Origin of the sequence: Microbispora oryzae (assembly GCF_017896165.1) — a bacterium.
Classification (GTDB): Bacteria; Actinomycetota; Actinomycetes; order Streptosporangiales; family Streptosporangiaceae; genus Microbispora; species Microbispora oryzae.
Genome location: NZ_JAFCNB010000004.1, coordinates 99,082 through 121,952 on the forward strand (window position 1 = coordinate 99,082; position 22,871 = coordinate 121,952).

Here is a 22,871-nt window from a genome sequence, read left to right on the forward strand (position 1 = left end):
CGGTCCGCCCGCGAGGGTCCGGCCGCCTGCGGCCGTCCGCGGGGGTCCGGTGGGCTGCGGGGGCCTGGCCGCCCGCGCGGGTCAGGTTGCCGGCGGGGGCAGGTCGTCGGCGTGGTGTTCCACGGCCACCCCCGCCACTCGCGCGGCATCGGCGGCGCGCCCGGTCGGCGTCCGCGCCCTGCCTGCGCGGTATCTGTCCCCGAGTGTGTCCCGGGCCCCGGTTGTCCATCACGGGGGCTGGGTGACCCGGCCGGTTCGGGGCTGCCGGGTGAGGCGTCCCTTCGGGTGGTGGGTGAGGGTCCAGGTTCCGTTGGGGTTGCGGTGGGTGGTGTAGCGGTGGGGGTGGGTGAATTTGTCGCGGTTGTGGAAGGTGCAGGCGGGGGCGAGCAGGTCGAGGTTGGTGACGCCGTCGTCGATCCAGCCGTGGACGTGGTCGACTTCGGCCATGGTGGCGGGGATCGGGCAGCCCTGGCAGTAACAGGTGGCGTACTGCGCCAGCAGGGCTTTGCGCTGGGCTGGGGTGGCCAGTCGCACCGAGCGACCCATGTCGAGGATCTGGCCCTTGGCGTCCATCACCATCCGGGTCAGGCGTGAGGTGCGGGCCAGGCGGTGGACGTCGCTGACGGGCAGCAGGTGCCCGGTGGCGACGAGCAGTCCGGGGGCGAGCCGGTTGGGGGCATGCCCGCAGGTGCGGCACGCGTCAGCCCGCGCTCCGGCCGCCTGTGCCTCCGACCGCCCCTCCGCCCGCGCGTCTGCGCCTGCCTTTTCGGTGGTGGCAGCGCCGCCGTCTTCGGCGACTCCAGTAGCGGCGGCGAGCGCAGTGTGGGAGGAGGTTTTGGGAGGGTCGGTGCCGGTCGGCTCGGCGGTCGACCCGGCGTCCTGTGCTCCGGTCAGCGGGGCGTCCTGTGTTCGGGTCGGCGGGGCCTTCGGTGTGCCGGTGGGGGTGAGGATGTCGTCGGGGATGGACTCGGCGCGGACCATGACGAGGAGTTCGGTGGAGACCTTCTCGCTCAGCAGGGCGGCGAAGGCGTCGGCCTGGCGGACGCGTAGTGGCCGGTCGTCGTCCTTGTCTTTGGGGCGGGCGTAGGAGGTCAAGAACGCCCGCAGCCGGGCCGCCGCCTCCCTGGGCAGGCGGAACTCGCCTTCCACTCCGCCGGTGCTGGACGGGCGGATCAGCAGGAACCGGGAGGCGTAGTCGTCCTCGCACTCCTCAACCAGGCTGCCTGGGTCCAGAATCTCTCGAATGTACCGGCCCGCCTTGGCCACCTCCGTGCACGACGCCGCATCCGCCAACTGCACGAGGATCGCTTCGGCTTCCTCGGCCTGCGTGTCGGTCAGCTTCGCCGTCACCGTAGTAATGGCGTCCACCGCTCCGCCGGACAAGGACCCGGCCCGGTAGCGGCCCCTCACCTGCGGGAGGCGCGCCACCTCACCGGAGATCCGCAACCACCGCGACGCCTGCGCACCCGTCATCCCCGGACCACGCCGCACCACAACCGGCACCCCCTGCACCCCAGGCGTTCCCGGCGCCTCGGCGCCGGTCTCCGCCGCACCTGCCGGCGGCCCAGGCGCGCCCGGCACCTCAGCGCCGATCTCCGCCGCGTCTGGTGCAGGGGTGCTGGGTGTGGGGGTGCTGGGTGTGGGGGTGCTGGGTGTGGGGGTGCTGGGTGTGGGGGTGCTGGGTGTGGGGGTGCTGGGTGTGGGGGTGCTGGGTGTGGGGGTGCTGGGTGTGGGGGTGCTCGGTCTGGTTGAGCGGAGCCATGAAGCGGTGGAGGCATGCCCATGCGCCTTGGCTTCACCGGTGACATGCACCTGATGCAACTGCGCCACGAACACCGAACTCAACAGATCTATCGCTTGGATCAGCTTCTCAACCGACGGCAAACACACCGCCGCACCGTCTTGCCGGTGCCTACGCGCCATCCGGGCGGCCAACTCCAGCACGACGTCCACGTCGTCGGCCACGTCGTCGGCCACGTCGTCGGCCACGTCGTCGGCCGCGTCGCCGGCGGTGTCAGCGGCTGTGTCGCCGTCGCCGGTAGCGTCGGCCGCGAAGCCGTCCGCGAAGCCGTCCGCGCGGGGCCGTCGGCGCGGCCCGTAGGGGCATCGGCACCGCCTCCCCCAGCACCTCGCGGACCTGATCCCGGCGCACTCCCGGCGTCCGCCATCCACGACTCATCCGAGCCGTCTCCGCGCGGGTCCGCGGCGGGCGGCCCTGCCGGCCGCCCATGGGAGGGGGAGCGAGGATCCAGACACGTACCCGCAAGCAGTGGCGGCACCCCGCCCGCCGGGACACGAGTATCCGAGTCGGACGACCCAAGGAAACCAGCGTCCGGCCCCGGCCAGAGCTCTGTGGGCACCGCGGCGCTGTCCCTATCGCCGGAGCGGGGGACGCCACCGACGCCGGAGTCACGAACCGCCGACACGAAGACACCCCCTCCCCACCAGTCCGATCATGTGTTCGATACATTACAGACCGTGACCGGCACAAGCCAGGGAATTCACAACCGGAGCCCCAGGAACTTCAGGGCCCGGCTCAGGAATGTCCAGGCCAGGCCGGGGTGTGGGTCGCGGTAGAAGGGACAGAGCGGCCGCATTCGCGTTCGGCCAGGTAGATGTCCACTTCTTCGACTCCTTGCGCCATCCCCGCAGCTCGAACGACTTGGGACGTGCTAGGCGATCGGGGGCTCGGCGACTTTGATCGTCAACCCCACGCCGAGCTGGCTGTAGAGCTCCATCTGGTCGTGGTAGAGGCGGTGGCTGACGATGAGATCGTGTTCGAGGGTGAAGACCCAGCACTCGCGGAAGTTGACGGCCCGTCCCGTCGGCGCGACAACCTCGCCGCCGGCGATGAGGAACGGACCCGTGTGTGTCGCGCAGGAGCACCCCTCGATCATCACCCGGTCGCCGCTGGAGATCCGTTCCCAGAAGTTGACCCGGATGTCGGGAAGGCCCTCCCAGACATGGGCGTGATAGGCGGCGATCTGCTCCAGGCCCTCCGCCTGTAGTTCCGGCCCGACCATCAAGGCGTCGGTGTGGTAGCAGCCGAGGCAAGACTCGAGGTCATGCGCGTTGATCGCGTTTATCAGCCGGTAGACGACGTCAGGCATCGCCGGCTCCCCCTTTCCGGCTCCTGAGGACGACGCTACGCCGGAAGGCGGCGCACGCGGAAATCGGTCCCGCCCTTTTGCCCGGCGGTGACCCGGGCGGCGCCGGAGGCGATCTACTCCGGGGGAGCCGCGCCGGAGGGAGCCGCGCGGAGGGTGCCGCCCGGAGGGATCAGTGCCAGAGGGAAGCCGCGCCGGAGGGGATCAGCGGGCGCGTCCGCGCGGCTTGAGCGGCAGTGCCGGCAGCGCCGGGGCGGGGAGGGGCCGCCCGTCGTATCCGGTCACCGTGCCGAAGCGGTCGCCGTCCATCCAGTCGGCCCGGGCCGCGGCGATCTCGTCTCCGCTGCGGGCGACGAAATTCCACCACATGACGATTCGCTCCTCGAACGGCTCGCCGCCGAGCAGCAGCAGGCGGCTCGCCGACTCCGCGCGCAGGGCCAGCCCGGGCCGGCCGCAGCCCAGATAGAGCAGGGAGCCCCGGGGCACCGGCACCCCGTCAACCTCGGCGTCCCCCGAGGCCGAGAGCACGGCGTATTCGAAGTCGGGCTCCAGCGGCAGCGTGACAGCCGCGCCCGCAGCGAGATCGAGGTCGACGCCGACGAGCGGGGTGTACGCCGTGCCGGGCGAGGCGGCGCCCGCCATCTCACCCATGATCACGGTGGCGCGCAGCCCGCGCTCCTCCAGCACCGGCAGCTCGCCGTGGTACTCCCATCGCGGGTCGACCGCCCGGAACGCGTCAGGGAGGGCCACCCACAGCTGCGCGCCGTGCAGGAGACGGCCGTGCTCCGGCGGCGACACCTCCGAGTGGGCGATGGCGTTTCCCGCGGTCATCAGCCCGAGGCGGCCAGGCCGCAGCGTCTGAAGGCTGCCCAGGCTGTCGCGGTGCACCACCTCGCCGTCCAGCAGCCAGCTCACCGTCTGCAGTCCGATGTGGGGATGCGGCGGCACCTGCATGCCCGGCCGGCCGGCGACGTCGTCCGGCCCGTAGTGATCGATGAAGCACCACGCGCCGACCATGCGCCTGCCCAGGGTGGGGAGCAGCCGCCGCACCACGGTGCTCTCTCCGAGCGCCACCTCGCGCCCGGGCAGAAGCTCTCGTACGGGTGAGGCGGAGACGCCGTCGCGGCCCCCGTGCCGGGTGATCTGTGGCCTGATGTCGAGGTCGCTCACCCTGGCAACCTACCCGCCGGACGCCGCAAGGACGGCCGCGGCCCCCGGCCCGCGCCCCAACCCGACCGACAACCCGGCCAGCAACCCGGCCGACAACCCGGCCGACAACCCGGCCGACAACCCGGCCGACAACCCGGCCGACAACCCGGCGGGGCCGGGCGCGACCTCACCGCCGCATCGGGCACCATGGAGGGGTGACGTGGACGGTTTCCGAAGGTCCCCCCGGCCCGCCGGACGTGGTCACCGGCCCCCCGTTCCGGACGCTGCTGGATCTCCTCGCCGGAGGCGGCGTGGTGGTCCTCAGCGGGGCCGGACTGTCGACGGAGTCGGGCATCCCGGACTACCGCGGAGAGACCGGGCGCACGCGGCGGGCCGACCCGATGACCTACCAGACGTTCATCGGCAGCCCGGCGGCCCGGCGTCGCTACTGGGCCCGCAGCCACCTGGGCTGGCGGCACATCACGAAGGCGGAGCCGAACGCCGGTCACCACGTCGTGGCGCGGCTGCAGTCCAGGGGGCTGGTGACGGGGGTCATCACACAGAACGTGGACGGCCTGCACCAGGCCGGGGGCGCGCGCGGGGTCATCGAGCTGCACGGCGGCCTCGACCGGGTCGCCTGCCTCGGCTGCGGCAGACGCAGCCCGCGGCGTGAGCTCGAGCGGCGGCTCCGTGAGGCCAACCCCACCTGGGAGGCGAGCGCCGGCGAGATCAACCCGGACGGCGACGTGGTCCTGACCGACGACCAGGTGGAGGACTTCCGGGTCGTGGACTGCCTGGCCTGCGGCGGGCTGCTCAAACCGGACGTGATCTTCTTCGGGGAGAACGTGCCGCCCGCCCGGGTGCGGGAGTGCTACGACATGGTCGAGCGGGCACGCGCGCTGCTGGTCCTGGGATCGTCCCTGACCGTCATGTCGGGCTACCGCTTCGTCCGGCACGCCGCCGGCCGCGACATCCCGGTGGGGATCGTCAACCGGGGGCAGACCCGGGGCGACCAGGACGCGCTGGTGACTCTCGACGCGCCGCTCGGGGCCACGCTCACGGCGCTTCTGGCGGGGCTGGACCGGACGCCGGCGGCCTGATCCCGGGCCGGGGCCGGTCCGGCGGCCGGGGCCAGACGGTCGGCTTTCCGGCGCCGCGCCGGGCCAGGGAGGCGAGGGCCCGCTCCGACACGCTGCCCGGTTCCCCCTGGAAGACGACGATCTTCTGGCCGAAGCTGCCGTCGACGCTGAGCACCTCCATGGTCGTGTGGACGACGCCCACCTCGGGACGGCGGAAACGGACCTTCTCGCGGGTCCTGCGCCGCACCTCGTGCATGTCCCACATCCGGCGGAAGTCCTCGCTGGCCTCCGACAGCTCCCGGATCAGGTCGGCGAGGCGGGGGTCCTCGGCCGTCGTCCCGGCGGCGGACCGCAGGTGGGCGACCTTCATCCGGGTGTCCCTCTCCCAGTCCACGTAGAAGTCCCGGGCGGCGGGATCGAGCAGGGCGAGGCGCAGCAGGTTGTCCCGGTGCCACAGACCCTCGTAGAGCGCGTCCGCCGCCCGGTTGCCCGCCAGCACGTCGAGGCGGTGGTTGACCACGTAGGCGGGGGCGTGATGCCAGTGGCTCAGCAGCCGCAGCACGTTGCCGTCCACCTCGTCCTCGGCGGCCGGGGGCCCGGCCCGCTCCGCCGTCGGACGGGCGAGTTCCAGGAGGTGCGCCGTCGTCTGCCGGTCGAGCCCGAGGGCCCGCGCGATGGCGGTGACGACCTGGCCGGAGGGATTGCGCTCGCGTCCCTGCTCCAGCCGGGCGTAGTAGTCGATGCTGATGCCGGCCAGCATCGCGACCTCCTCGCGGCGCAGGCCCGGCGTCCGGCGGCGGCCTCCCATCGGCGGCAGGCCCACGTCCTCCACGTGGGTGATCCGTCGCCGTGCCCGGAGGAAGGCGGCAAGCTTCCCCGAATCCGACATATTCCTACATTAGGGACAATCGTCTTGATTCTCCGCCATGACCCGCTGCGCGACGGCGAACGCGGCGTTCGCGGCGGGAACCCCGCAGTAGACGGCGGTCTGCAGCAGCACCTCCTTGATCTCGTCCGGGGTCAGCCCGTTGCGCAGGGCCGCCCGGACGTGCATGGCCAGCTCCTCCAGGTGACCACGCGCCACCAGCGCCGTCAGGGTGACACAACTGCGCGTGCGGCGGTCGAGCCCCGGCCTGGTCCAGATCTCCCCCCAGGCGTACCGAGTGATCAGGTCCTGGAAGTCCGCCGTGAACTCCGTCGTGCCGGCCAGGGCCCGGTCCACGTGATCGTCTCCGAGCACCTCGCGGCGGACCCGCAGCCCCTCGCCGTACCGGTCGTCCATCACTCCTCCTCCCGCCTCTGTCCGGCGGCCAGGTGCCGGACCAGGGCGTCCGTCACGACGTCCGGCCGCTCGACGTGCGCCAGGTGCGCCGCCCCCGGGACCACGAGCAGCCGCGCGCCGGGGATCCCGCCGGCCAGGATCCGCGCGTCGTCCGGCGGCGTGGCGGGGTCGTCCTCGCCCGCGATCACCAGCGTGGCCGCCCGCACCTCCCCGAGCCGGTCGCGCAGGTCGAACCCGGCCAGCGCCTCGCAGCAGGCGGCGTACCCCTCGGGGTCGGTTCCCCGCAGCATGTCCAGGTACGGCTCCGGCGCGTCGAAGGCCGGGGTGAACCAGCGGCGCGCGGTGACGGCGGTGAGCGGCTCCAGCCCCTCCCGCCGCACCAGCGCGGCCCGGTCGCGCCAGCCGTCCGGCGAGCCGAAACGCGCGGCGGTGCACACGAGGGCCAGAGCGGAGATCCGGTCCGGAGCGGTGACGGCGAGCGCGGTCCCCACCGCCCCGCCCATCGACACGCCCGCGTACGCCACGGTGCCCAGGCCGTACCGGTCGAGCAGGCCGAGGAGCTCCGCCGCCAGGCCGGGCACGGTCACCCCTGTCGTCGCGGGGGAGCCCCCGTGGCCGGGCAGGTCGTAGCGGAGCACCCGCAGGGAACGGCACAGGGCGGGCAGTTGCGGAGCCCACACCTCCGCGGTGGTCCCGAGGGAGGGGCCGAGCACGACGACGGGCGCGTCCGCGGGCCCGTCGAACCGATGGTGCAGTGTCATCGTGCGGCCGCCTCCCCGCAGTCTCCGCAGTCTCCGCAGTCTCCGCAGCCTCCGGGGCGTGTGCGCCGGTGCCGGGCGAGGGCCCGGTCGATCAGGGCGGACGCGGCTCCCACGCCCGGAGCCCCGCCGTGCTCCGCGAGCACGGCGAGCAGACCGTCCAGATTCGCCCGCATCCGGTCGGGGAAGATCCGCAGCCCCTCCGCGAGCTCCGCGGCGGTCTCGGCCGCCCCGCCGGCCAGCCGGAGGCACTCGCGCAGCGGCTGCCACTCGGCGTGCCACGCCCCGGCGGGGCGTTCGTGCTCCGCCACCTGCGACGACAGGATGATCTGGACGAGCGCGGGCACCTGGAGGGCGGCCGAGCGGATCATGATGGAGAGCACCGGGTTGCGCTTGTGCGGCATGGCCGACGACCCGCCGCGTCCCGGCGCGGGCGGCTCGCCGGCCTCGCCGACCTCCGACTGCGCGAGCAGGATCACGTCCGTCGCCAGTTTGCCGGTCGCCCCGGTGACCCCCGCGAGCGCCGACGCGAGCCCCGTGACGGGGGTGCGGACGGTGTGCCAGGGCAGCTCCGGCTCGTCCAGGCCCGTCTCCTCGGCGAACAGCGGCAGCAGGGCGAGCGCGTGCTCGCCGTACCCGGCCATGGTCCCGGCGGCCCCGCCGAGCTGGACGGGCAGCGGCGCCGCAGCCAGCCGGTCGCGGGCGTCCAGGCAGCCGGTGAGCCAGCCCGCCGCCCGCAGGCCGAAGACGGTCGGCACGGCCTGCCGCCCGAGCGTCCGGCCCGCCATCGGGGTGTCCCGGTGCGCGTCGGCCAGCCCGGCGAGGGCGTCAAGCAGCCGGCCGAGAAAGGGCAGCACGACGGCCCTGGTCCGGGCGGCGACCAGCATCGCCGCGGTGTCGAGGATGTCCTGGCTGGTGGCGCCGCGGTGCACGTGCCCGGCCGCGCCGGGGACCGCCCCGCGCAGCCGCGCGATCAGCGGCACGACCGGGTTGCCGGCGTCCCGCGCCCGGAGGGCGAGATCGGAGGGGTCGATCCGGAGGTCGCGGGCGGCCGCGGTCACGGCCCGGGCGGCGTCGCCGGGGATCTCGCCGAGCCGCGACTGGGCGCGGGCCAGGGCTGCCTCGGCGTCCAGCATCGCGCGCACCCAGGCGGCGTCGCCGGTCGTCGCCTCGGCCGCGCCGCCCGCCCGCACCGGTGAGAGCAGCCCCAGGTCGGCCCGCTCCGGCGGCTCGGCACGGTCAGAACGCAAGGAACACCGTCTCCCCTTCGCCCTGGAGGCGTACGTCGAACCGGTGGGCCCCCGCGTCGTCCGGCCGCGCGATGAGGGTGGCCCTGCGGCCGGGCGGCAGGGAGTCGAGCAGCGGGTCCGGCCGGTCCTCCAGGTAGATCCGGGTGAGCACCTGGCGGAGCAGCCCCCGGGCGAAGACCGTCAGCGAGTAGTACGGCCCGGCCGGCGGCGCCGCGCGGAAGCGGTAGGAGCCGTCCGGCTCCGTCGCGCACCGGCCGAAGCCGGAGGCGCCGGGCCCGCCGCGCGCGAGCGCGCCGCGTGTCCCCGTCTCACCGGTCCACAGCTCCAGCACGGCGTCGGGCACCGGCTCCCCGGCGCCGTCGAGCACCCGTCCCGTGATCAGGACGGCCCCCGGGTGGCCCTCGGGGACCAGCGCCCAGTCGTCCGCGTACGGCAGGGCGAACCCGAAGAACGGCCCCACGGTCTGCGACGGGGTGGTCATCGGTCCTCCATCGGGGTGTGGCCGAGCACGACGTCGAACCGGTAGCCGAGCGCCCACTCGGGCTCGGTGACGTCCAGGTCGAAGGCGGCGACGAGCCGGTCGCGGGCCTCCTGTCCGGGCACCGAGCAGAAAATCGGGTCGTACGGGAACAGCGGGTCGCCCGGGAAGTACATCTGGGTGACCAGGCGCTCCGTGAACGCCGTGCCGAACACCGAGAAGTGGATGTGGGCGGGACGCCAGGCGTTGTGGTGATTGCGCCACGGGTAGGCACCCGGCTTGATCGTGACGAAGCGGTAGCGCCCCTCGTCGTCGGTGAGGCACCGGCCCGCCCCGCTGAAGTTGGGGTCGAGCGGCGCGGGATGCCGGTCGAGCTGGTGGGCGTACCGCCCGGCGGCGTTGGCCTGCCAGATCTCCACCAGGGTGCCGGGCACGGGACGGCCGCCGGAGTCGACGATCCGCCCGGTCACGATGATCCGCTCGCCGATCGGCTCGCCCGGGCGCCCGGCGGTCAGGTCGGCGTCCAGCGGGCCGATCTCCGTGGGACCGAAGACCGGAGAGGTCAGCTCGGCGGCCTCCGGGTCGGCCTTCATCTCGACCGGCGGCAGCGAGGGCGCCCGCAGGACGGTGCTGCGGTAGCCGGGGCTGAGATACGGAGGATGGGTCATGACATCCCTTCGAGAACGAGGGCGAGCCCCTGGCCGACGCCGACGCAGAGGGTGGCGACCCCGAGGCCGCCGCCGCGCCGGGACAGCCGATGGGCCAGCGTCCCGGCGAGCCGCGCGCCGGAGCAGCCGAGCGGGTGGCCGATGGCGATGGCGCCCCCCAGCGGATTGACGATCTCCGGGTCGAGCTCGGGCCACTCCGCGAGGCAGGCGAGCACCTGCGCGGCGAACGCCTCGTTGAGCTCCATGCCGGCGAGGTCGCCGAGCCCGATCCCGGCCCGGTCCAGCGCCCGGGCCACGGCGTGCACCGGGCCGATGCCGAAGTCGGCCGGGTCGACCCCCGCCGTCCCCGTCGACACTACCCGGGCCAGCGGGCGCAGGCCGTGCTCCGCCAGGCCGTCCGCGTCGGTCACCAGGAGGGCCGCGGCGCCGTCGTTGAGGGGCGAGGAGTTGCCCGCGGTGATCGTGCCGTCGACCGTGAAGGCGGGCTTCAGCCGGGCCAGCGCCTCCGGCGTGCTGTCGTCCCTGATCGTCTCGTCCCTGGTCAGCCCTTCCATCGGAAGGATCTCGGTGTCGAGCAGGCCGTCCTTCCACGCGGCGGCGGCCCGCTCGTGGCTGCGCGCCGCGTACGCGTCCTGGGCCTCCCGGCCGACGCCGTAGCGGGCGGCGAGCATCTCGGTCGCCTCACCGAGGGACACCGTCCAGCGCTCGGGCATCCTCGGGTTGACCATCCGCCAGCCGAGCGTGGTGGAGTAGAGCTGCTCGTGGCCGCGGGAGAAGCCGCGCTCGGGCTTGGGCAGCACCCACGGCGCCCGGCTCATCGACTCCACGCCCCCGGCCACGACGACGGAGGCGTCGCCGCACGCCACCGCGCGGGCCGCCTGGATCACCGCCTCAAGCCCGGAGGCGCACAGCCGGTTGACCGTGGCGCCCGGCACCGAGACCGGCAGCCCGGCCAGCAGCGCGGCCATCCGGCCCACGTTGCGGTTGTCCTCGCCGGCGCCGTTGGCCGCGCCGAGGATCACGTCGTCGATCCGCCCGGGGTCGAGGCCGGGGGAGCGGCCGAGCAGCGCCCGGACGACCTCCGCGGCCAGGTCGTCGGGGCGCACCCCGGCGAGGGCCCCGCCGTACTTGCCGATCGGGGTGCGGACGGCGTCCGCGATGTACACGTCCCTCACAGCAGCTCCGCCTCCGTCCTGTCCCGCACCTCGTCCGGCGTGACGCCCGGCGCGGTCTCCACCAGCCGCGGCCCGTCCGGCGTCACCTCGACGACCGCCAGGTCAGTGATCACCAGGTCGACGCAGGCCCGGCCGGTCAGCGGCAGGGTGCACTCCCGCACGATCTTCGGCGAGCCGTCCCTGGTCGTGTGCTCCATGAGCACGACGACCCGCCTGGCGCCGTGCACCAGGTCCATCGCCCCGCCCATCCCCTTGATCATCTTCCCGGGTACGGCCCAGTTGGCCAGGTCGCCCCGGGCCGAGACCTGCAGGGCCCCGAGGACGGCGACGTCGATGTGCCCTCCGCGGATCATCCCGAACGACAGCGAGGAGTCGAAGAACGACGCACCCGGAAGGACCGTCACCGTCTCCTTGCCCGCGTTGACCAGGTCGGGGTCCACCTCGTCCGGGTGGGGGTACGGGCCCACCCCGAGGATGCCGTTCTCCGAGTGGATCACCACGTCACGGCCGTCCAGGTGCCCCGGGATCAGAGTGGGCAGGCCGATGCCGAGGTTGACGTACCCGCCGTCGGGCAGCTCGGCCGCCGCCCGCGCGGCCATCTCGTCCCGCGTCCAGCCCATCAGGCGTCCCCGGCAGTCGTGGTGAGCTTCTCGATTCCCTTGTCCGCCGCCTGGGCGGGCGTCAGCGGCACCACCCGCTGGACGAACACGCCCGGCAGGTGCACCTCGTCGGGGTCGAGCTCGGCCAGCTCCTCGACCTCGGCGATCGTCACCCGCCCGGCCATCGCCGCCAGCGGGTTGAAGTTGCGCGCCGACCGCGAGAACACCAGGTTGCCGTGGATGTCGCCCTTCGCGGCCCTGACCAGCGCGAAGTCGGGAACGATGCCGCGTTCGAGCACATACGGCACGCCGTCGAACTCCCGTACCTCCTTCGGCGGGGAGGCCACCGCCACGCCGCCGTCCGGGTGATAGCGCCACGGCAGGCCGCCGTCGGCGACCGCGGTGCCCACTCCGGCCGGCGTGTAGAAGGCGGGGATGCCGCAGCCGCCGGCGCGCAGCCGCTCGGCCAGCGTGCCCTGGGGGATCAGCTCCACCTCGACCAGGCCGGCCAGATACTGCCGGGCGAACTCCTTGTTCTCCCCGACGTACGAGCCGGTCACCCGGGCGATCCGGCCCGCCGCCAGCAGCTCGCCGAGCCCCCGCCCGTTGGTCCCGCAGTTGTTGGACACGACGTGCAGCCCGCCCACGCCGCTCGCGAGCAGGGCCCGGATGAGCACGGTGGGGACGCCCGCCAGGCCGAACCCGCCGACGGCCAGCGAAGCGCCCTCGCCGACGTCGGCCACGGCCGCCGCCGGGTCCGCGATCACCTTGCTCACCGCTCCTCCTCGTACGGCAGGCCCACGTAGTTCTCCGCGAGCGTGGTGGCGGCCGCCTCCGACGAGGTGACGTAGTCGAGGTAGGAGGTCTGGAGCCGCCCGCCGTACGCGTCGTCGCTCTCGAACGTGTGCAGCAGCGTCGTCATCCACCAGGAGAAGTGCTGGGCCCGCCAGACCCGTTGGAGGCAGGCGTCGGAGTAGCCGTCCAGGAGGGCGGTCGAGCCGTCCGCGAAGAAGCGGGCGAGCGCCCGGGTGAGCACCCGCACGTCGGCCACCGCCAGGTTGAGCCCCTTGGCGCCGGTCGGCGGGACGATGTGGGCGGCGTCCCCGGCCAGGAAGAGGCGGCCGTGCCGCATGGGCTCGGCCACGAAGCTGCGCATGGGGGTGACCGACTTCTCCAGGATCTCGCCGGTCGCCAGGGTGAAGCCCGGCACCGTCTCCAGGCGCGCCTTCAGCTCGGCCCAGACGCGCTCGTCCGGCCACGCCGCCACGTCGTCGTCCGGGGGCACCTGCAGGTAGAAGCGGCTGATCTGCGGCGTGCGCATGCTGTGCAGGGCGAAGCCGCGCTCGTTCCTCGCGTAGATCAGTTCCTCGCTTGAGGGCCGCACGCGGGCCAGGATGCCCAGCCAGGCGAAGGGGTAATCCCGGTGAAACTCGGTGAGCGCGCCCGCCGGGATCGAGGGCCTGCTGACGCCGTGGAACCCGTCGCACCCGGCGATCACGTCGCAGTCGAGCCGCAGCCCGCCGAAGGTCACGTACGGCCGGTCCGTCGCGATGTCGTGCAGCGCGACGTCGTCCACCTCGAAGCGGACGTCCCCGCCCGCGGCCAGCCGGGCGGCGATCAGGTCCTTGACCACCTCCTGCTGGCCGTACACGGTGATCGTGCGGCCGGGCACCAGTTTCTCGAACGGGATGCGGTGGCCCGCGCCTCCGTACCGCAGCTCGATGCCCCGGTGGGGGAGCCCCTCGCGCAGGAGCCGCTCACCCACCCCGGACTCGACGAGCGTGTCGACCGTGCCCTGTTCGAGCACCCCCGCCCTGACCCGCTGCTCCACGTACGCCCGGCTGCGGCGCTCCAGCACGACGGAGCCGATGCCGCGCAGGTGGAGCAGGTGCGACAGCAGCAGGCCCGCCGGTCCGGCCCCGATGATCGCGACCTGTGTGTGCATGGGACGAGCATCGTGATCCGGCGCGGCGGCGCGTAGGCTGTGCTTCCGCTCAGTGGAAGCGACGGCCACATCCGGGAAGGGGGGCGGCATGCCGGGAGGGGCACGCGAGAAGGGACGCACGGTCGCCTCGCGGCTGCTGGCGATCATCGGCGCGTTCGACGCCGCCCATCCCCGGCTCACGCTCACGGAGATCGCCGCCCGCACCGGGCTGGCGCTGAGCACGGTCCACCGCCTGGTGGCGGAACTGGAGGACTGGCGGGCGCTCGGCCGGGACGAGGACGGGCGTTACCACGTCGGCCGCCGCATGTGGGAGCTCGGCCAGCTGGCCCCCGACCCGCTGCAGGAGGTCGCTCGCCCCTGGCTGCAGGAGGTCTTCGCGGGCACGGGCGAGAACGTCCACATCGCCGTCCGCGACGGCGCCGAGGTCCTCTACGTCGACAAGGTGTACGGCAGGCAGGCCGTCCCGATCGTCTCGCGGGCGGGCGGGCGGCTCCCCATGCATCCGACGGGCGTCGGCAAGGTGCTCCTCGCCTTCGAACCCGCCTGGTTCGTCTCCGCCTACCTGTCCCGGTCGCTGGAGCGGCCCACCCCTCACACGATCACCGAGCCGGGCCGGCTGGCCCGGGAGCTGACCCAGGTCCGGGCCCGCGGGTACGCGACCACGCACGAGGAGATGACCCTCGGCTCGTGCTCCGCCGCCGCCCCGGTGTTCCTGGACGGACGGCTCCTCGCGGCCGTCGGCATCGTGGTGTCCTCCCGGCGGGTGCGGGAGCTGCCCCGCCTGATCGATCCCCTGCTGACGGCCGCGCAGGGAATCGCCAGGGACTACCGCGCCGCCGTCGCGCCGCGCACGGAGTACGGCGCGGACGCCGGCCGGCTCGCGGGCCGCTGAATCGCGCGCACCTCATTCCCGGCATTCGGAGTTCTCCCTTTTGGGGCGCCGTTTGGGCGCCGTTTTCCGCCGGACGATCCCGCCGGCGGGACATTCGAGAATTGACAGGCCGCGGCCGGATATGAATCCTGACACGAGTTCCGAAAGGGACGTATTGCATCTGGCCGCGGAGATTCAACGGGAGTAATTCATGCGAATCAGCAAATTCGTCGTACGTGCGGGGCTCGGCACCGCGCTCGCGCTCGGCGCGATGACCGTTCCCGCCCAGGCCGCGGTCCAGACCTCCGGCGCCGTGTTCTGCGGGTTGTCGGAATGGCAGGACGAGAACACCTACGGCGCGGCCTGCACGGCCACCAGTAGTTCGTACTACGCGCAGGTCCTCTGCTCGAACCGTCAGTTCGCGAAGGGCAACGTCGTGTCCGGTGGCCGATGGTCCTATGCCTATTGCACGAAATTCGGCTCGAATGTTCACATCGCCGCAGGTGAATACGGCTCCATCCACTTCACCTGACGGCCCGGACAGCCGGGCTCTCCTCGCCGCGCGCCGCCGCTCGGGCGCCGAGAGCCTGGCCGGCGGCTCCTGACCGGGAGGCGGGTGTGGCGGGGGCATAATCATGGGGTGCCCGCCAACACCGATGATCTCCCGACCGGCCCCCGGATCGACCACGCCGTCACGTCGGGGACATTCAGCCTCGACGGCCAGACGTTCGACGTCGACAACAACGTCTGGGTGATCGGCGACGCCGCCGAGTGCGTGGTCGTCGACGCGCCGCACGACGTGAAGGCCATCCTCGACGTCGTGGGGGACCGGCGGGTCGTGGCGATCCTGGCCACCCACGCGCACGACGACCACGTCAGGGTCGCGCCCGCGCTCGCGGAGGCCACCGGGGCGCCCGTCCTGCTGCACCCGGACGACCTGCCGCTGTGGCGGCTCACCCATCCCGGCCGGGAGCCGGGCGGCTATCTGGCCGACGGACAGGTGATCGAGGCGGGCGGGACGCGGATCGAGGTCCTGCACACCCCGGGTCACGCGCCCGGGGCCTGCTGTTTCCACGTCCCCGAGCTCGGCGTCGTGTTCACCGGCGACACGCTCTTCAACGGCGGGCCCGGCGCGACCGGGCGGTCGTTCTCCGACTTCGGCCTGATCATCGCGTCGATCTGCGACCGCCTGCTCACGCTCCCGCCGGAGACGGCGGTGCACACCGGGCACGGCGACAGCACCTCGATCGCGGTGGAGAAACCGCACCTGGACGAGTGGATCCGCCGGGGCCACTGACCGCGCGTTCCTGACGGCGAGATCCTTCGGCCCGGGCCGGCCGCCTGTCAGCCGGTGGCGACCCGGACGCCGGTGACGGCGAAGCGTTCGACCTCGGCCACGTGGCCGCCCGTCATGGCGACGACGGTGGCCGTCCACCCGGGCCGTGCCCTGAACGCGACCTTCGACGACCACGGGTGGCCCTCGCCTCCGGCGGGGACGCAGCAGGCGTCGCCGAGCGGCCGGTCCGACCACGGCTGGCGCACCTGGACCCGGATGCTCTCGTCGACCCCGGTGATCCTTCCGCCCGCCTTCGCCGGTGAGGCGACCGTGGCTCCGTACGCCGGGGTCGTGAGGGTGAAGGTGGTGTCGTCGGTCCCCACGACCTCCCACGGCGCGTCCTCGCCGCGGCCGTACCGGACGAGGTGGATCACCGCGGCGGTGGCGAGCCGCCCGCTCTCCTCCGGCCGGAAGCCGACGGCGACACGGGCGTGGGAGCCGGAGACGCTGGACCTGACGATCCGGTCGATCCGGCCGAACCCGAGGAAGCCCTGGGTGAACGACAAGGCCGTCTGCCGGGCGTCCAGGTGCCAGGGCTGGTGCCCGCCCGTCTGGTAGGTGGCCCGCCAGGCATCCGCCTCCGCCTGATCGGAGAACGGCCACAGCGGCTGGTAACGGCCGGCCACGAGGTAGGGGCCCGAGGGCGGCCGGGGAGCCGGGCTGCCCGTCCCGCCGACCGGGGGTGTTCCCGTCCCTGGGGTCTCGGCCGCGGGTGTTTCAGCAGGGGGCGTTCCGGACGGGGCGCCGGCCACGCCTCCGGCGTCGCGGGCGGTCGCGATCCCCGGCCCGCCCGGCCCGCTCGCGCCGCCGCCGTCCGGGCCGGACCCGGGAGTTCGGGTCCCACCGCAGGCGGCCACGACCACACTGAGCGCGGCCAGGGCCGCGGCGGCCCTCAGGCGTCTGTCGCGCGGCATGCGTCGCCTCCCGCGTGGATCCTGTCGCTGTCAGCATGCCCCGGAACGGTCTCCGGATCCCCCCACATCGCCGGAGTCCCGAGGGGCCGGCCCGGATCCCGGTACGCATCGTACGCCGCGGCATCCGGCCGGCGCCGGGAGTTCAGCCGCCGCTCCAGACGGGGGAGTCGTCCACCGTCCATTCCAGCCGGTTCACCACGTCGACCACGCCGTTGACGCGTTCGGCCATGCGCGCCACGATCTCGGCCTCGCTGCGGTGACGCGTCCGCCCGGTCAGCGTGACCACCCCGCCGGACACCGACACCCGCACGCCCCCGGTCTCCTCCCACAGGATCCCGTCGAGGACCTCCTCGCGGATCTCCCCGGCGATGTCGGCGTCGCCCCGGACGAACACCTTCAGCAGGTCGCGGCGGCTGACGATGCCTCGCAGGCGGCCCTCGTCGTCGACCACGGGGAGCCGCTTGACCCCCCGCGCGTCCATCAGCCTGGCCGCCGCCACGGTGGTCGTCTGGGGCCGCACGGTGACGGCCGGGCGGGTCATCACCTCGGCGGCCGTCCCGCCCCCGGCCCTGGCCGAAGGGTCCCCGTGCCTCCCGGGCCCCGCGCCGAGCATGGCCCGCAGCCGAGCCCGGAGCGGCGGACGGTAGCCCTCGCGGCGGAACTGCTCCCTGAACTCCTCCTTGCGGAGCAGGTCCGCCTCCGAGACCACTCCGATGACGTGGTTCTCCCCGTCGACCACGGGTACGGCGCTCACCCCATGAGTGATCAGCACCTCCGCGACGTCCCTGAACGGGGTGCTGCCGTTGACGGACGCGACCTCTCGCGTCATCACGTCCTGCACCTTGACCCGCATGGCAACCCCCTCCGGCCGCCCGGCCGGGCCCGCCCCGCGCGGACCGGCCCCACTTCATCCCAGCGCGTCCGCGTCCGGACGGCCAGGGCCGTAGGTCCCCCGGCGGCCCGGCGTTGGACCCCCGTCCGGCGCCCTCACATGACGCTCCCGGAGCCGCGCCCCGGCCGTTAACACGATCTTCATGCCTCGTACGACCGGGCGACTCAGCGGGAATCGGACCCAGCCGCGGCGTCCCGGCAGGTCGGGCCGCCCGGCCGCCACGTCATGGGCCGATTCCGACAAATCCTGTCAAATCCGGTGATCATCACCTGATGTACAGGTGATTGTCCGGTTTTACGAATCTCCAAGCTGTCTGGCTGCTCCGTTCCCGTCCAGTCCCCCACCTGGCCGGAGCAGCGGGCAGAAGGAGAAGCCCGTGAGACGAGTCCTGGCCGGCGTCGCCGCGGCCGTCGTCACCCTTTCGCTCACGATCACTCTCTCCGGCGGCGCCGCTTCGGCCACCCCGCCGAACATCCCGTCGGCCAGTACGGCGGCCTCCCGGCTCGCCTCGCTGACCGTGGCCGCCGAGTCGCATCAGTCGACCTACGACCGGGCCCTGTTCCCCCACTGGATCACCATCTCCGGGACGTGCGACACCCGGGAGACCGTGCTCAAGCGCGACGGCGCGAACGTCGTGACGAACTCCTCCTGCTCCGCCACGTCGGGCACCTGGTACAGCCCGTACGACGGCGCCACCTGGTCGGCGGCGTCCGACGTCGACATCGATCACATGGTGCCGCTCGCGGAGGCCTGGAGGTCGGGTGCCTGGGCCTGGACGACCGCCCAGCGCCAGACGTACGCCAACGATCTGGGCGGTCCCGAGCTGTGGGCCGTCACCGACAACGTCAACCAGGCCAAGGGCGACCAGGACCCGAGCACCTGGAAGCCTTCACTGACCTCGTTCTGGTGCACCTACGCCCGCGCCTGGATCCAGGTGAAGTGGTACTACAACCTGACCGTGCAGAGCGCCGAGAAGTCCGCGCTGACCACGATGCTCGGCTACTGCTGACCTGAACCCCCCGTGCGGTCGCGTACGGTCCCGGGGCCCCCGCGCGGCGCGGCGCGGGGGCCGTCCGTCATCGGTCGGACGCGTCGAGCACCGGTTTGATGTCGATCACCGGGGTGCCGTCGAGGGTCTCCAGGGGATGGACCAGCAGGCCCCGGTCCGGGTCGATCTTCACGATCGTGACCCGGTGCAGCCCGACGGGGTTGGGCCGGTCGGGGGAGCGGGTGGCGAAGACCCCGGTCAGGGGCCGCGCCGGATCGCTGCGCGGGTGGACCTTCAGCACGTCGCGGCTGCCCCGGTGCAGCCAGGTGAGCACCAGGATCTCGGCGCCGGGCGTGAGACCGTCCAGCGCGTCGTCGTACGACGTGTCGATCTCCAGCCAGGCCTCCGGTGCTCCTTCGCGTCCCTGCCGGGGCGCGTCGTCCAGGGACGTGAGGGCGGATCGGACGGTTCCGACGGGCGTCAGCGTGTACCCGCCCCGCCCTGTCGTCAGCCCGTTTATCGGCCCGTTTATGGGCTCGGTCATCGGCTCGGTCCTTTCGGCGCCGGCGTCAGGCGGCCGGCTCAGGTGACGAGTGTACGGAGAAGATCGCGCAGAGACTCCTGCTGCGCGGGGCTGAGTGCGGCCAGCGGCGAGCCGGCGTCGAGTCGTTCCATGACCTCGGCTCTGCGCCGCTCACCCGCCGGGGTGAGCACGATGCGCTTGGCCCGCCGGTCGGTCGGGTGGGGGCGCCGCTCGATCAGTCCCTGCTGCTCCAGCCGGTCGAGGACGAACGTGGCGTTGGACGGCTCGCAGGCCATCCGGCCGGCCAGTTCCCGCGCGGTGATCGGGTCGGGCAGTTCCCGCAGTGCGATCACCTGGGTCGGGGTCAGGCCCAGTTCCTCCGCGGCCCGGCGCACGTAGGCGTCAAGCCGCTGGGTGAACCGGTGGGCCAGCTTGCAGACCTCCCGGTCGATCTCGCGGTCGATCTGCCCGTCAAGCTCCACGTCAACCGTGGTCGCCGTCGTGTCTCCCGCCGGGCCGGGCCGTCGCGCCATGCCCGGAGTCTAGCGAGGCTGTTCGAACCATGATAGTTATGGCTGGAATCATTTGAGTTCGAAGTATTTGGGGGATGACGCCGTGCCGCTTCCGGTCTTCTCGCTCATGCTCGTGGTCTTCGGCCTGACCACCGGGGAGTTCGTCATCGCCGGGATCCTGCCCGGCGTGGCGCATGATCTGTCGGTGTCGATTCCGGCCGCGGGGCTGCTGGTCAGCGCGTACGCCGTCGGGATGATCGTCGGAGGGCCGGTGGTCACGCTCCTGACCGCCCGGCTGCCCCGCCGGTCGCTCATCGCCATGCTCGTCGGCACCTCCGTCGTCGCCAACACCGCGTCGGCCCTGGCCCCCACCTATCCCGTCCTGCTGGCCGCGCGCCTCGCCGCCGGCCTTGTGGTCGCCACCTTCTTCGCCGTGGCGATCGCCACAGCCGTCTCGGGCGCCCCGCCGGGCCGGGAGGCCTCCACCGTCGCGAGGCTGACCCTCGGCATGAACCTGGGGATCATCGCGGGCACCCCGATCGGCACGGCCGTCGGTCAGCACCTCGGCTGGCGGGCGACCTTCGCCGCGATCGCGGTCTTCACCCTCGCCGCCCTGCTGCCGGTGCTGCGGTCCGTTCCCGCCGGGCCCGCGCCGGACGTCGGCTCGCTCCTCGGCGAGCTGCGCGTCTTCACCCGACGGGACGTGCTGCTGGCCATCGCCCTGACGGCGGCCGGCAACCTCGGGGTCGTCACCGTCTTCAGCTTCCTGGCACCCCTGGCCACGGACGTCAGCGGGTTCTCCGACGGCGCGGTGCCGGTGCTGCTGCTGGTCTACGGGACCGGCGCCGTCGCCGGCAACGTCCTGGGCGGGTGGCTGGCCGACCGGGCGCTCATGCCCTCCCTCACCGGTCTGCTGGCCGTCCTGGTGGGCGTGCTCACGATCGGCTGGCCGGCCAGTGGACACCGGGCGTCGGCCGCCGTGCTGTGGTTCGTGCTCGGTGTGCTGGCGTTCGCCGTCGTTCCGGGCATGCAGACCCGCGTGGTGGCCGCCGCCCGGGCCGCCCCGACCCTGGCCGTCGCGGTCAACGCCGCGAGCTTCCAGCTCGCCGCGGCGTTCGCGGGATGGCTCGGCGGCCGGCTCATCGACGGCCCGGGTCCGCGTTCGATCTACCCGGCCGCCGCCGCCCTCACTGTCGTGGGCCTGCTCGTCGCGCTCCACTCGCTGCGGCGCGACCGCGCGCTCACACCGGCCATCGAGGATTAGCGCAGCTTGACCGCGGTGCCGGTCATCACGCAGAAGCCCGTGTCGCCACCGACCCGCGATTGGAGCCGAGCGCGTCGCCACCGCCCAGCCCGAGCGGGACGTCACGGCCGAGCAGATGCGAACGGATGCGGGCGGCGGGTCAGGGGACCAGCACGACCTTGCCGGAGGTGGCCCGGCTCTCCAGCGCGGCGTGCGCGGCCGCGGCGTCCTTGAGGGGGAACGCCGACAGGGCGGGCACGAGCCGGCCGGCGGCGGCCTCGGCGAGCGCCCGCTCCTCCAGCGCGCGCAGGCCGCCGGGCAGCTTCAGGATCGGCGCGCCCAGGGCGACGACGGCCGTCAGGCTCCGCCTCAGGAGATCCTCGGAGGTGAAGCGGGTCGGCTCGCCCGAGGAGAACCCGAACAGGACGATCCGCCCGCCCGCGCCCAGCAGGTCGAGGGCGGCGCGGCCGGGTTCGCCGCCCACGCCGTCGAGGGCCAGGGTGACCTCGCGCCCGCCGAGCGCCCGGCGCACCTCGTCCGGCCAGCCCGGCGACGTGTAGTCGGCCGCCACGTCGGCCCCGGAGGCCAGCACCCGCGCGGTCTTCGCGCCGCCGCCCGCCGCGCCCACCACGGTGGCGCCCGCCTCACGGGCCGCCTGCACGAGCAGGGTGCCGATCCCGCCCGCGGCGCTGGTGACCAGCACGACGTCGGCCGGGGTGATCCTGGCCAGCGCCAGGATGCCCATCGTCATGCGGCCGGTGCCGATCATGGCCACCGCCGTCGCCTCGTCGAGGTGGCCGGGCAGCTCGTGCAGCGCGGTCACGTCGGCGACGGCCATCTCGGCGTAGCCGCCGCTGGTCATGCCGAGATGCGCGACGACGCGCCGGCCCAGCCACTCCCGGCCCACCCCGTGGCCGACCGCGTCGACGGTCCCCGCCACCTCCCTGCCGGGCGTCATCGGCAGCTCAGGAAGCGGGAACGGCACCTTCGCCGTTCCCGCCCGGATCGCCGTGTCGATCAGGTGCACGCCGGACGCCGCGACGACGACGCGCACCTGCCCGGCGGCGGGCTCCGGATCGGGCACCTCTTCGTATCGCAGGTTCTCCGCCGGGCCGAACTCGTACTGCCGGACAGCGCGCACGTGCGTCTCCTCACTCACCGGGTGGCGATCCGTCCCGTCCACCGTGCAACCTGAAGTGAGGTTGAGGTCAACTCGCGGGATCAGGCCGGCGGTCAGGCGTGGGCGTGTGTGTGCGCCGGGTCGTCCGGGTGGTGATGCGGGTGTTGCGGGGCCCCGACCCGGTGCTCGTGCCCCGGCATCTCGATCCGGTAGACGCAGGTGTCGCAGTTCATCCGGATGTCGCCGCGCAGGGCCTCGCGGAAGCGTTCGAGCGCGAGGTCCGCCAGCGCCGGGGCGGGCCCGATCACGTCGGCGCACCGCACGTCGACCTCCGGCCGGGTGGCCGCCCACGCGATCGACTGCTCGGCGCTGCGGGCCGGGAGCACGCCGTTGAACAGGAAGTACGGCAGCACCACGATCCGGCGGGCGCCGAGCAGCCTGGCCCGCTCCAGGGCCTCGGGGACCGAGGGGGAGGCGAGGCTGATGAACGCGGGTTCGACCCCGGCGAGACCCCGTCCCTCCCACAGCAGCCGGGCGACCTTCACGTGCTCGGCGTTCGCGTCGGGGTCGGTGGATCCGCGGCCCACGAGCACCACCGTCGTGCCCGAGCGCTCGCTCGGGTCGAGCACCGCGTCGAGCCGCTCCTCCAGCAGGTCGAGCAGCGCCGGGTGCGGGCCGAGCGGGCGGCCGTACGAATAGGCGAGCCGTGGGTGCCGGTCGGCCTCGCGGCGCAGCGCGGCCGGGATGTCGCCCTTGGCGTGCCCGGCGGCGACCAGCACGAGCGGGACGACACCGAGTTTGCGGTGCCCGGAGGCGACCAGCGTCGCGACGGCGTCCCGCAGCGGCGGGCGCGACAGCTCGATGAATCCTCCGGCGACGGGGACGGACGCCCGCTCGGCGACGATGTCGACCAGCCGGTGGAAGTCCCGCACGCCGGCCGCGTCCGTGGTGCCGTGGCCCACCAGCAGCAGCGCGCTCATGC

General features: G+C 73.6%; 25 protein-coding genes. 6 read left to right on the forward strand and 19 right to left on the reverse strand.

What is annotated here, in order from left to right; genetic code table 11:
• Positions 1 to 228: 228 nt before the first annotated feature.
• From JOL79_RS09150 to JOL79_RS09160, 3 genes are all read right to left on the reverse strand, one after another.
• Positions 229 to 2,172, reverse strand: coding sequence for an HNH endonuclease signature motif containing protein (locus JOL79_RS09150; RefSeq protein WP_210155290.1), 1,944 nt, complete (start codon positions 2,170 to 2,172; stop codon positions 229 to 231).
• Positions 2,173 to 2,672: 500 nt separating this feature from the next.
• Entirely contained in the window at positions 2,673 to 3,110 is a 438-nt protein-coding gene (locus JOL79_RS09155; RefSeq protein ID WP_210155291.1) for an ester cyclase, read from the reverse strand.
• A gap of 201 nt (positions 3,111 to 3,311) precedes the next feature.
• On the reverse strand, positions 3,312 to 4,277 hold the full coding sequence (locus JOL79_RS09160; protein ID WP_210155292.1) for a pirin family protein: 966 nt from the start codon (positions 4,275 to 4,277) through the stop codon (positions 3,312 to 3,314).
• 194 nt (positions 4,278 to 4,471) lie between these two features.
• On the opposite strand from JOL79_RS09160, the gene JOL79_RS09165 reads away from it, so the two are divergent.
• The gene (locus JOL79_RS09165) at positions 4,472 to 5,356 is read left to right on the forward strand and encodes an NAD-dependent protein deacetylase (protein WP_372446739.1); all 885 of its coding nucleotides are present in this window, start codon (positions 4,472 to 4,474) and stop codon (positions 5,354 to 5,356) included.
• Here the strand turns inward: JOL79_RS09165 and JOL79_RS09170 are convergent.
• The 10 genes from JOL79_RS09170 to pobA are packed head-to-tail and all read right to left on the reverse strand — an operon-like array spanning position 5,313 to position 13,490.
• The gene (locus JOL79_RS09170; protein ID WP_210155293.1) at positions 5,313 to 6,224 is read right to left on the reverse strand and encodes a helix-turn-helix domain-containing protein; all 912 of its coding nucleotides are present in this window, start codon (positions 6,222 to 6,224) and stop codon (positions 5,313 to 5,315) included. The genes JOL79_RS09165 and JOL79_RS09170 overlap by 44 nt on opposite strands.
• A gap of 9 nt (positions 6,225 to 6,233) precedes the next feature.
• Positions 6,234 to 6,617, reverse strand: coding sequence for a 4-carboxymuconolactone decarboxylase (gene pcaC, locus JOL79_RS35380; RefSeq protein WP_210155294.1), 384 nt, complete (start codon positions 6,615 to 6,617; stop codon positions 6,234 to 6,236).
• The gene (gene pcaD / locus JOL79_RS09180; protein ID WP_210155295.1) at positions 6,617 to 7,378 is read right to left on the reverse strand and encodes a 3-oxoadipate enol-lactonase; all 762 of its coding nucleotides are present in this window, start codon (positions 7,376 to 7,378) and stop codon (positions 6,617 to 6,619) included. The genes pcaC and pcaD overlap by 1 nt, the downstream gene beginning before the upstream one ends.
• Positions 7,375 to 8,625 (reverse strand): 3-carboxy-cis,cis-muconate cycloisomerase, encoded by a 1,251-nt coding sequence (gene pcaB, locus JOL79_RS09185; protein WP_210155296.1) that lies wholly within the window; start codon positions 8,623 to 8,625, stop codon positions 7,375 to 7,377. Before pcaB ends, pcaD begins: the two co-directional genes overlap by 4 nt.
• Positions 8,615 to 9,106 (reverse strand): dioxygenase family protein, encoded by a 492-nt coding sequence (locus JOL79_RS09190; protein WP_210155297.1) that lies wholly within the window; start codon positions 9,104 to 9,106, stop codon positions 8,615 to 8,617. Before JOL79_RS09190 ends, pcaB begins: the two co-directional genes overlap by 11 nt.
• Positions 9,103 to 9,771 (reverse strand): protocatechuate 3,4-dioxygenase subunit beta, encoded by a 669-nt coding sequence (gene pcaH / locus JOL79_RS09195; RefSeq protein ID WP_210155298.1) that lies wholly within the window; start codon positions 9,769 to 9,771, stop codon positions 9,103 to 9,105. Before pcaH ends, JOL79_RS09190 begins: the two co-directional genes overlap by 4 nt.
• Positions 9,768 to 10,946: a thiolase family protein gene (locus tag JOL79_RS09200; RefSeq protein WP_210155299.1), complete on the reverse strand. Its 1,179-nt coding sequence runs from the start codon at positions 10,944 to 10,946 to the stop codon at positions 9,768 to 9,770. Before JOL79_RS09200 ends, pcaH begins: the two co-directional genes overlap by 4 nt.
• Positions 10,943 to 11,566 (reverse strand): CoA transferase subunit B, encoded by a 624-nt coding sequence (locus tag JOL79_RS09205; RefSeq protein ID WP_210155300.1) that lies wholly within the window; start codon positions 11,564 to 11,566, stop codon positions 10,943 to 10,945. The genes JOL79_RS09200 and JOL79_RS09205 overlap by 4 nt, the downstream gene beginning before the upstream one ends.
• Complete coding sequence (locus JOL79_RS09210; RefSeq protein WP_210155301.1) at positions 11,566 to 12,321, reverse strand: CoA transferase subunit A; 756 nt, start codon at positions 12,319 to 12,321, stop codon at positions 11,566 to 11,568. The genes JOL79_RS09205 and JOL79_RS09210 overlap by 1 nt, the downstream gene beginning before the upstream one ends.
• Positions 12,318 to 13,490 (reverse strand): 4-hydroxybenzoate 3-monooxygenase, encoded by a 1,173-nt coding sequence (gene pobA, locus JOL79_RS09215; protein ID WP_210155302.1) that lies wholly within the window; start codon positions 13,488 to 13,490, stop codon positions 12,318 to 12,320. The genes JOL79_RS09210 and pobA overlap by 4 nt, the downstream gene beginning before the upstream one ends.
• 88 nt (positions 13,491 to 13,578) lie before the next feature.
• On the opposite strand from pobA, the gene JOL79_RS09220 reads away from it, so the two are divergent.
• From JOL79_RS09220 to JOL79_RS09230, 3 genes are all read left to right on the forward strand, one after another.
• On the forward strand, positions 13,579 to 14,382 hold the full coding sequence (locus JOL79_RS09220) for an IclR family transcriptional regulator (protein ID WP_210155303.1): 804 nt from the start codon (positions 13,579 to 13,581) through the stop codon (positions 14,380 to 14,382).
• A gap of 190 nt (positions 14,383 to 14,572) precedes the next feature.
• Entirely contained in the window at positions 14,573 to 14,893 is a 321-nt protein-coding gene (locus JOL79_RS09225) for a hypothetical protein (protein WP_210155304.1), read from the forward strand.
• Between the two features lie 108 nt (positions 14,894 to 15,001).
• A complete protein-coding gene (locus JOL79_RS09230; RefSeq protein ID WP_307848421.1) occupies positions 15,002 to 15,658 on the forward strand; it encodes an MBL fold metallo-hydrolase in 657 nt (218 codons plus the stop codon).
• Positions 15,659 to 15,705: 47 nt separating this feature from the next.
• On the opposite strand, the gene JOL79_RS09235 is transcribed toward JOL79_RS09230, so the two are convergent.
• The gene (locus tag JOL79_RS09235; RefSeq protein ID WP_210155305.1) at positions 15,706 to 16,611 is read right to left on the reverse strand and encodes a hypothetical protein; all 906 of its coding nucleotides are present in this window, start codon (positions 16,609 to 16,611) and stop codon (positions 15,706 to 15,708) included.
• A gap of 142 nt (positions 16,612 to 16,753) precedes the next feature.
• A complete protein-coding gene (locus JOL79_RS09240) occupies positions 16,754 to 17,464 on the reverse strand; it encodes a CBS domain-containing protein (RefSeq protein WP_210155306.1) in 711 nt (236 codons plus the stop codon).
• Between the two features lie 415 nt (positions 17,465 to 17,879).
• Between JOL79_RS09240 and JOL79_RS09245 the strand changes: the two genes are divergently transcribed.
• Positions 17,880 to 18,512, forward strand: coding sequence for an HNH endonuclease family protein (locus JOL79_RS09245; RefSeq protein WP_210155307.1), 633 nt, complete (start codon positions 17,880 to 17,882; stop codon positions 18,510 to 18,512).
• Positions 18,513 to 18,579: 67 nt separating this feature from the next.
• Here JOL79_RS09245 and tsaA read toward each other — a convergent pair whose 3' ends face one another.
• Complete coding sequence (tsaA, locus tag JOL79_RS09250) at positions 18,580 to 19,035, reverse strand: tRNA (N6-threonylcarbamoyladenosine(37)-N6)-methyltransferase TrmO (RefSeq protein ID WP_210155308.1); 456 nt, start codon at positions 19,033 to 19,035, stop codon at positions 18,580 to 18,582.
• A 38-nt stretch (positions 19,036 to 19,073) separates the two neighbouring features.
• Entirely contained in the window at positions 19,074 to 19,547 is a 474-nt protein-coding gene (locus JOL79_RS09255) for a MarR family winged helix-turn-helix transcriptional regulator (RefSeq protein ID WP_210155309.1), read from the reverse strand.
• An 82-nt stretch (positions 19,548 to 19,629) separates the two neighbouring features.
• On the opposite strand from JOL79_RS09255, the gene JOL79_RS09260 reads away from it, so the two are divergent.
• A complete protein-coding gene (locus JOL79_RS09260; protein ID WP_307848423.1) occupies positions 19,630 to 20,790 on the forward strand; it encodes an MFS transporter in 1,161 nt (386 codons plus the stop codon).
• Positions 20,791 to 20,929: 139 nt separating this feature from the next.
• Here JOL79_RS09260 and JOL79_RS09265 read toward each other — a convergent pair whose 3' ends face one another.
• Both JOL79_RS09265 and JOL79_RS09270 read right to left on the reverse strand, forming a co-directional pair.
• Complete coding sequence (locus tag JOL79_RS09265; RefSeq protein ID WP_210155310.1) at positions 20,930 to 21,910, reverse strand: zinc-binding dehydrogenase; 981 nt, start codon at positions 21,908 to 21,910, stop codon at positions 20,930 to 20,932.
• A 92-nt stretch (positions 21,911 to 22,002) separates the two neighbouring features.
• The gene (locus JOL79_RS09270; RefSeq protein WP_210155311.1) at positions 22,003 to 22,869 is read right to left on the reverse strand and encodes a sirohydrochlorin chelatase; all 867 of its coding nucleotides are present in this window, start codon (positions 22,867 to 22,869) and stop codon (positions 22,003 to 22,005) included.
• Positions 22,870 to 22,871 lie beyond the last annotated feature (2 nt).

What these genes read in the sequence shown, in the direction of transcription:
- JOL79_RS09205 (WP_210155300.1), bottom strand. Translation starts at nt 11,566, where the DNA reads ATGGGCTGGACGCGGGACGAGATGGCCGCGCGGGCGGCGGCCGAGCTG.
- JOL79_RS09225 (WP_210155304.1), top strand. Translation starts at nt 14,573, where the DNA reads ATGCGAATCAGCAAATTCGTCGTACGTGCGGGGCTCGGCACCGCGCTC.
- pcaD (WP_210155295.1), bottom strand. Translation starts at nt 7,378, where the DNA reads ATGACACTGCACCATCGGTTCGACGGGCCCGCGGACGCGCCCGTCGTC.
- JOL79_RS09255 (WP_210155309.1), bottom strand. Translation starts at nt 19,547, where the DNA reads ATGGCGCGACGGCCCGGCCCGGCGGGAGACACGACGGCGACCACGGTT.
- JOL79_RS09155 (WP_210155291.1), bottom strand. Translation starts at nt 3,110, where the DNA reads ATGCCTGACGTCGTCTACCGGCTGATAAACGCGATCAACGCGCATGAC.
- JOL79_RS09190 (WP_210155297.1), bottom strand. Translation starts at nt 9,106, where the DNA reads ATGACCACCCCGTCGCAGACCGTGGGGCCGTTCTTCGGGTTCGCCCTG.
- pcaH (WP_210155298.1), bottom strand. Translation starts at nt 9,771, where the DNA reads ATGACCCATCCTCCGTATCTCAGCCCCGGCTACCGCAGCACCGTCCTG.
- JOL79_RS09170 (WP_210155293.1), bottom strand. Translation starts at nt 6,224, where the DNA reads ATGTCGGATTCGGGGAAGCTTGCCGCCTTCCTCCGGGCACGGCGACGG.
- pobA (WP_210155302.1), bottom strand. Translation starts at nt 13,490, where the DNA reads ATGCACACACAGGTCGCGATCATCGGGGCCGGACCGGCGGGCCTGCTG.
- JOL79_RS09235 (WP_210155305.1), bottom strand. Translation starts at nt 16,611, where the DNA reads ATGCCGCGCGACAGACGCCTGAGGGCCGCCGCGGCCCTGGCCGCGCTC.
- JOL79_RS09270 (WP_210155311.1), bottom strand. Translation starts at nt 22,869, where the DNA reads ATGAGCGCGCTGCTGCTGGTGGGCCACGGCACCACGGACGCGGCCGGC.
- JOL79_RS09240 (WP_210155306.1), bottom strand. Translation starts at nt 17,464, where the DNA reads ATGCGGGTCAAGGTGCAGGACGTGATGACGCGAGAGGTCGCGTCCGTC.
- pcaC (WP_210155294.1), bottom strand. Translation starts at nt 6,617, where the DNA reads ATGGACGACCGGTACGGCGAGGGGCTGCGGGTCCGCCGCGAGGTGCTC.
- JOL79_RS09220 (WP_210155303.1), top strand. Translation starts at nt 13,579, where the DNA reads ATGCCGGGAGGGGCACGCGAGAAGGGACGCACGGTCGCCTCGCGGCTG.
- tsaA (WP_210155308.1), bottom strand. Translation starts at nt 19,035, where the DNA reads ATGACCGAGCCCATAAACGGGCCGATAAACGGGCTGACGACAGGGCGG.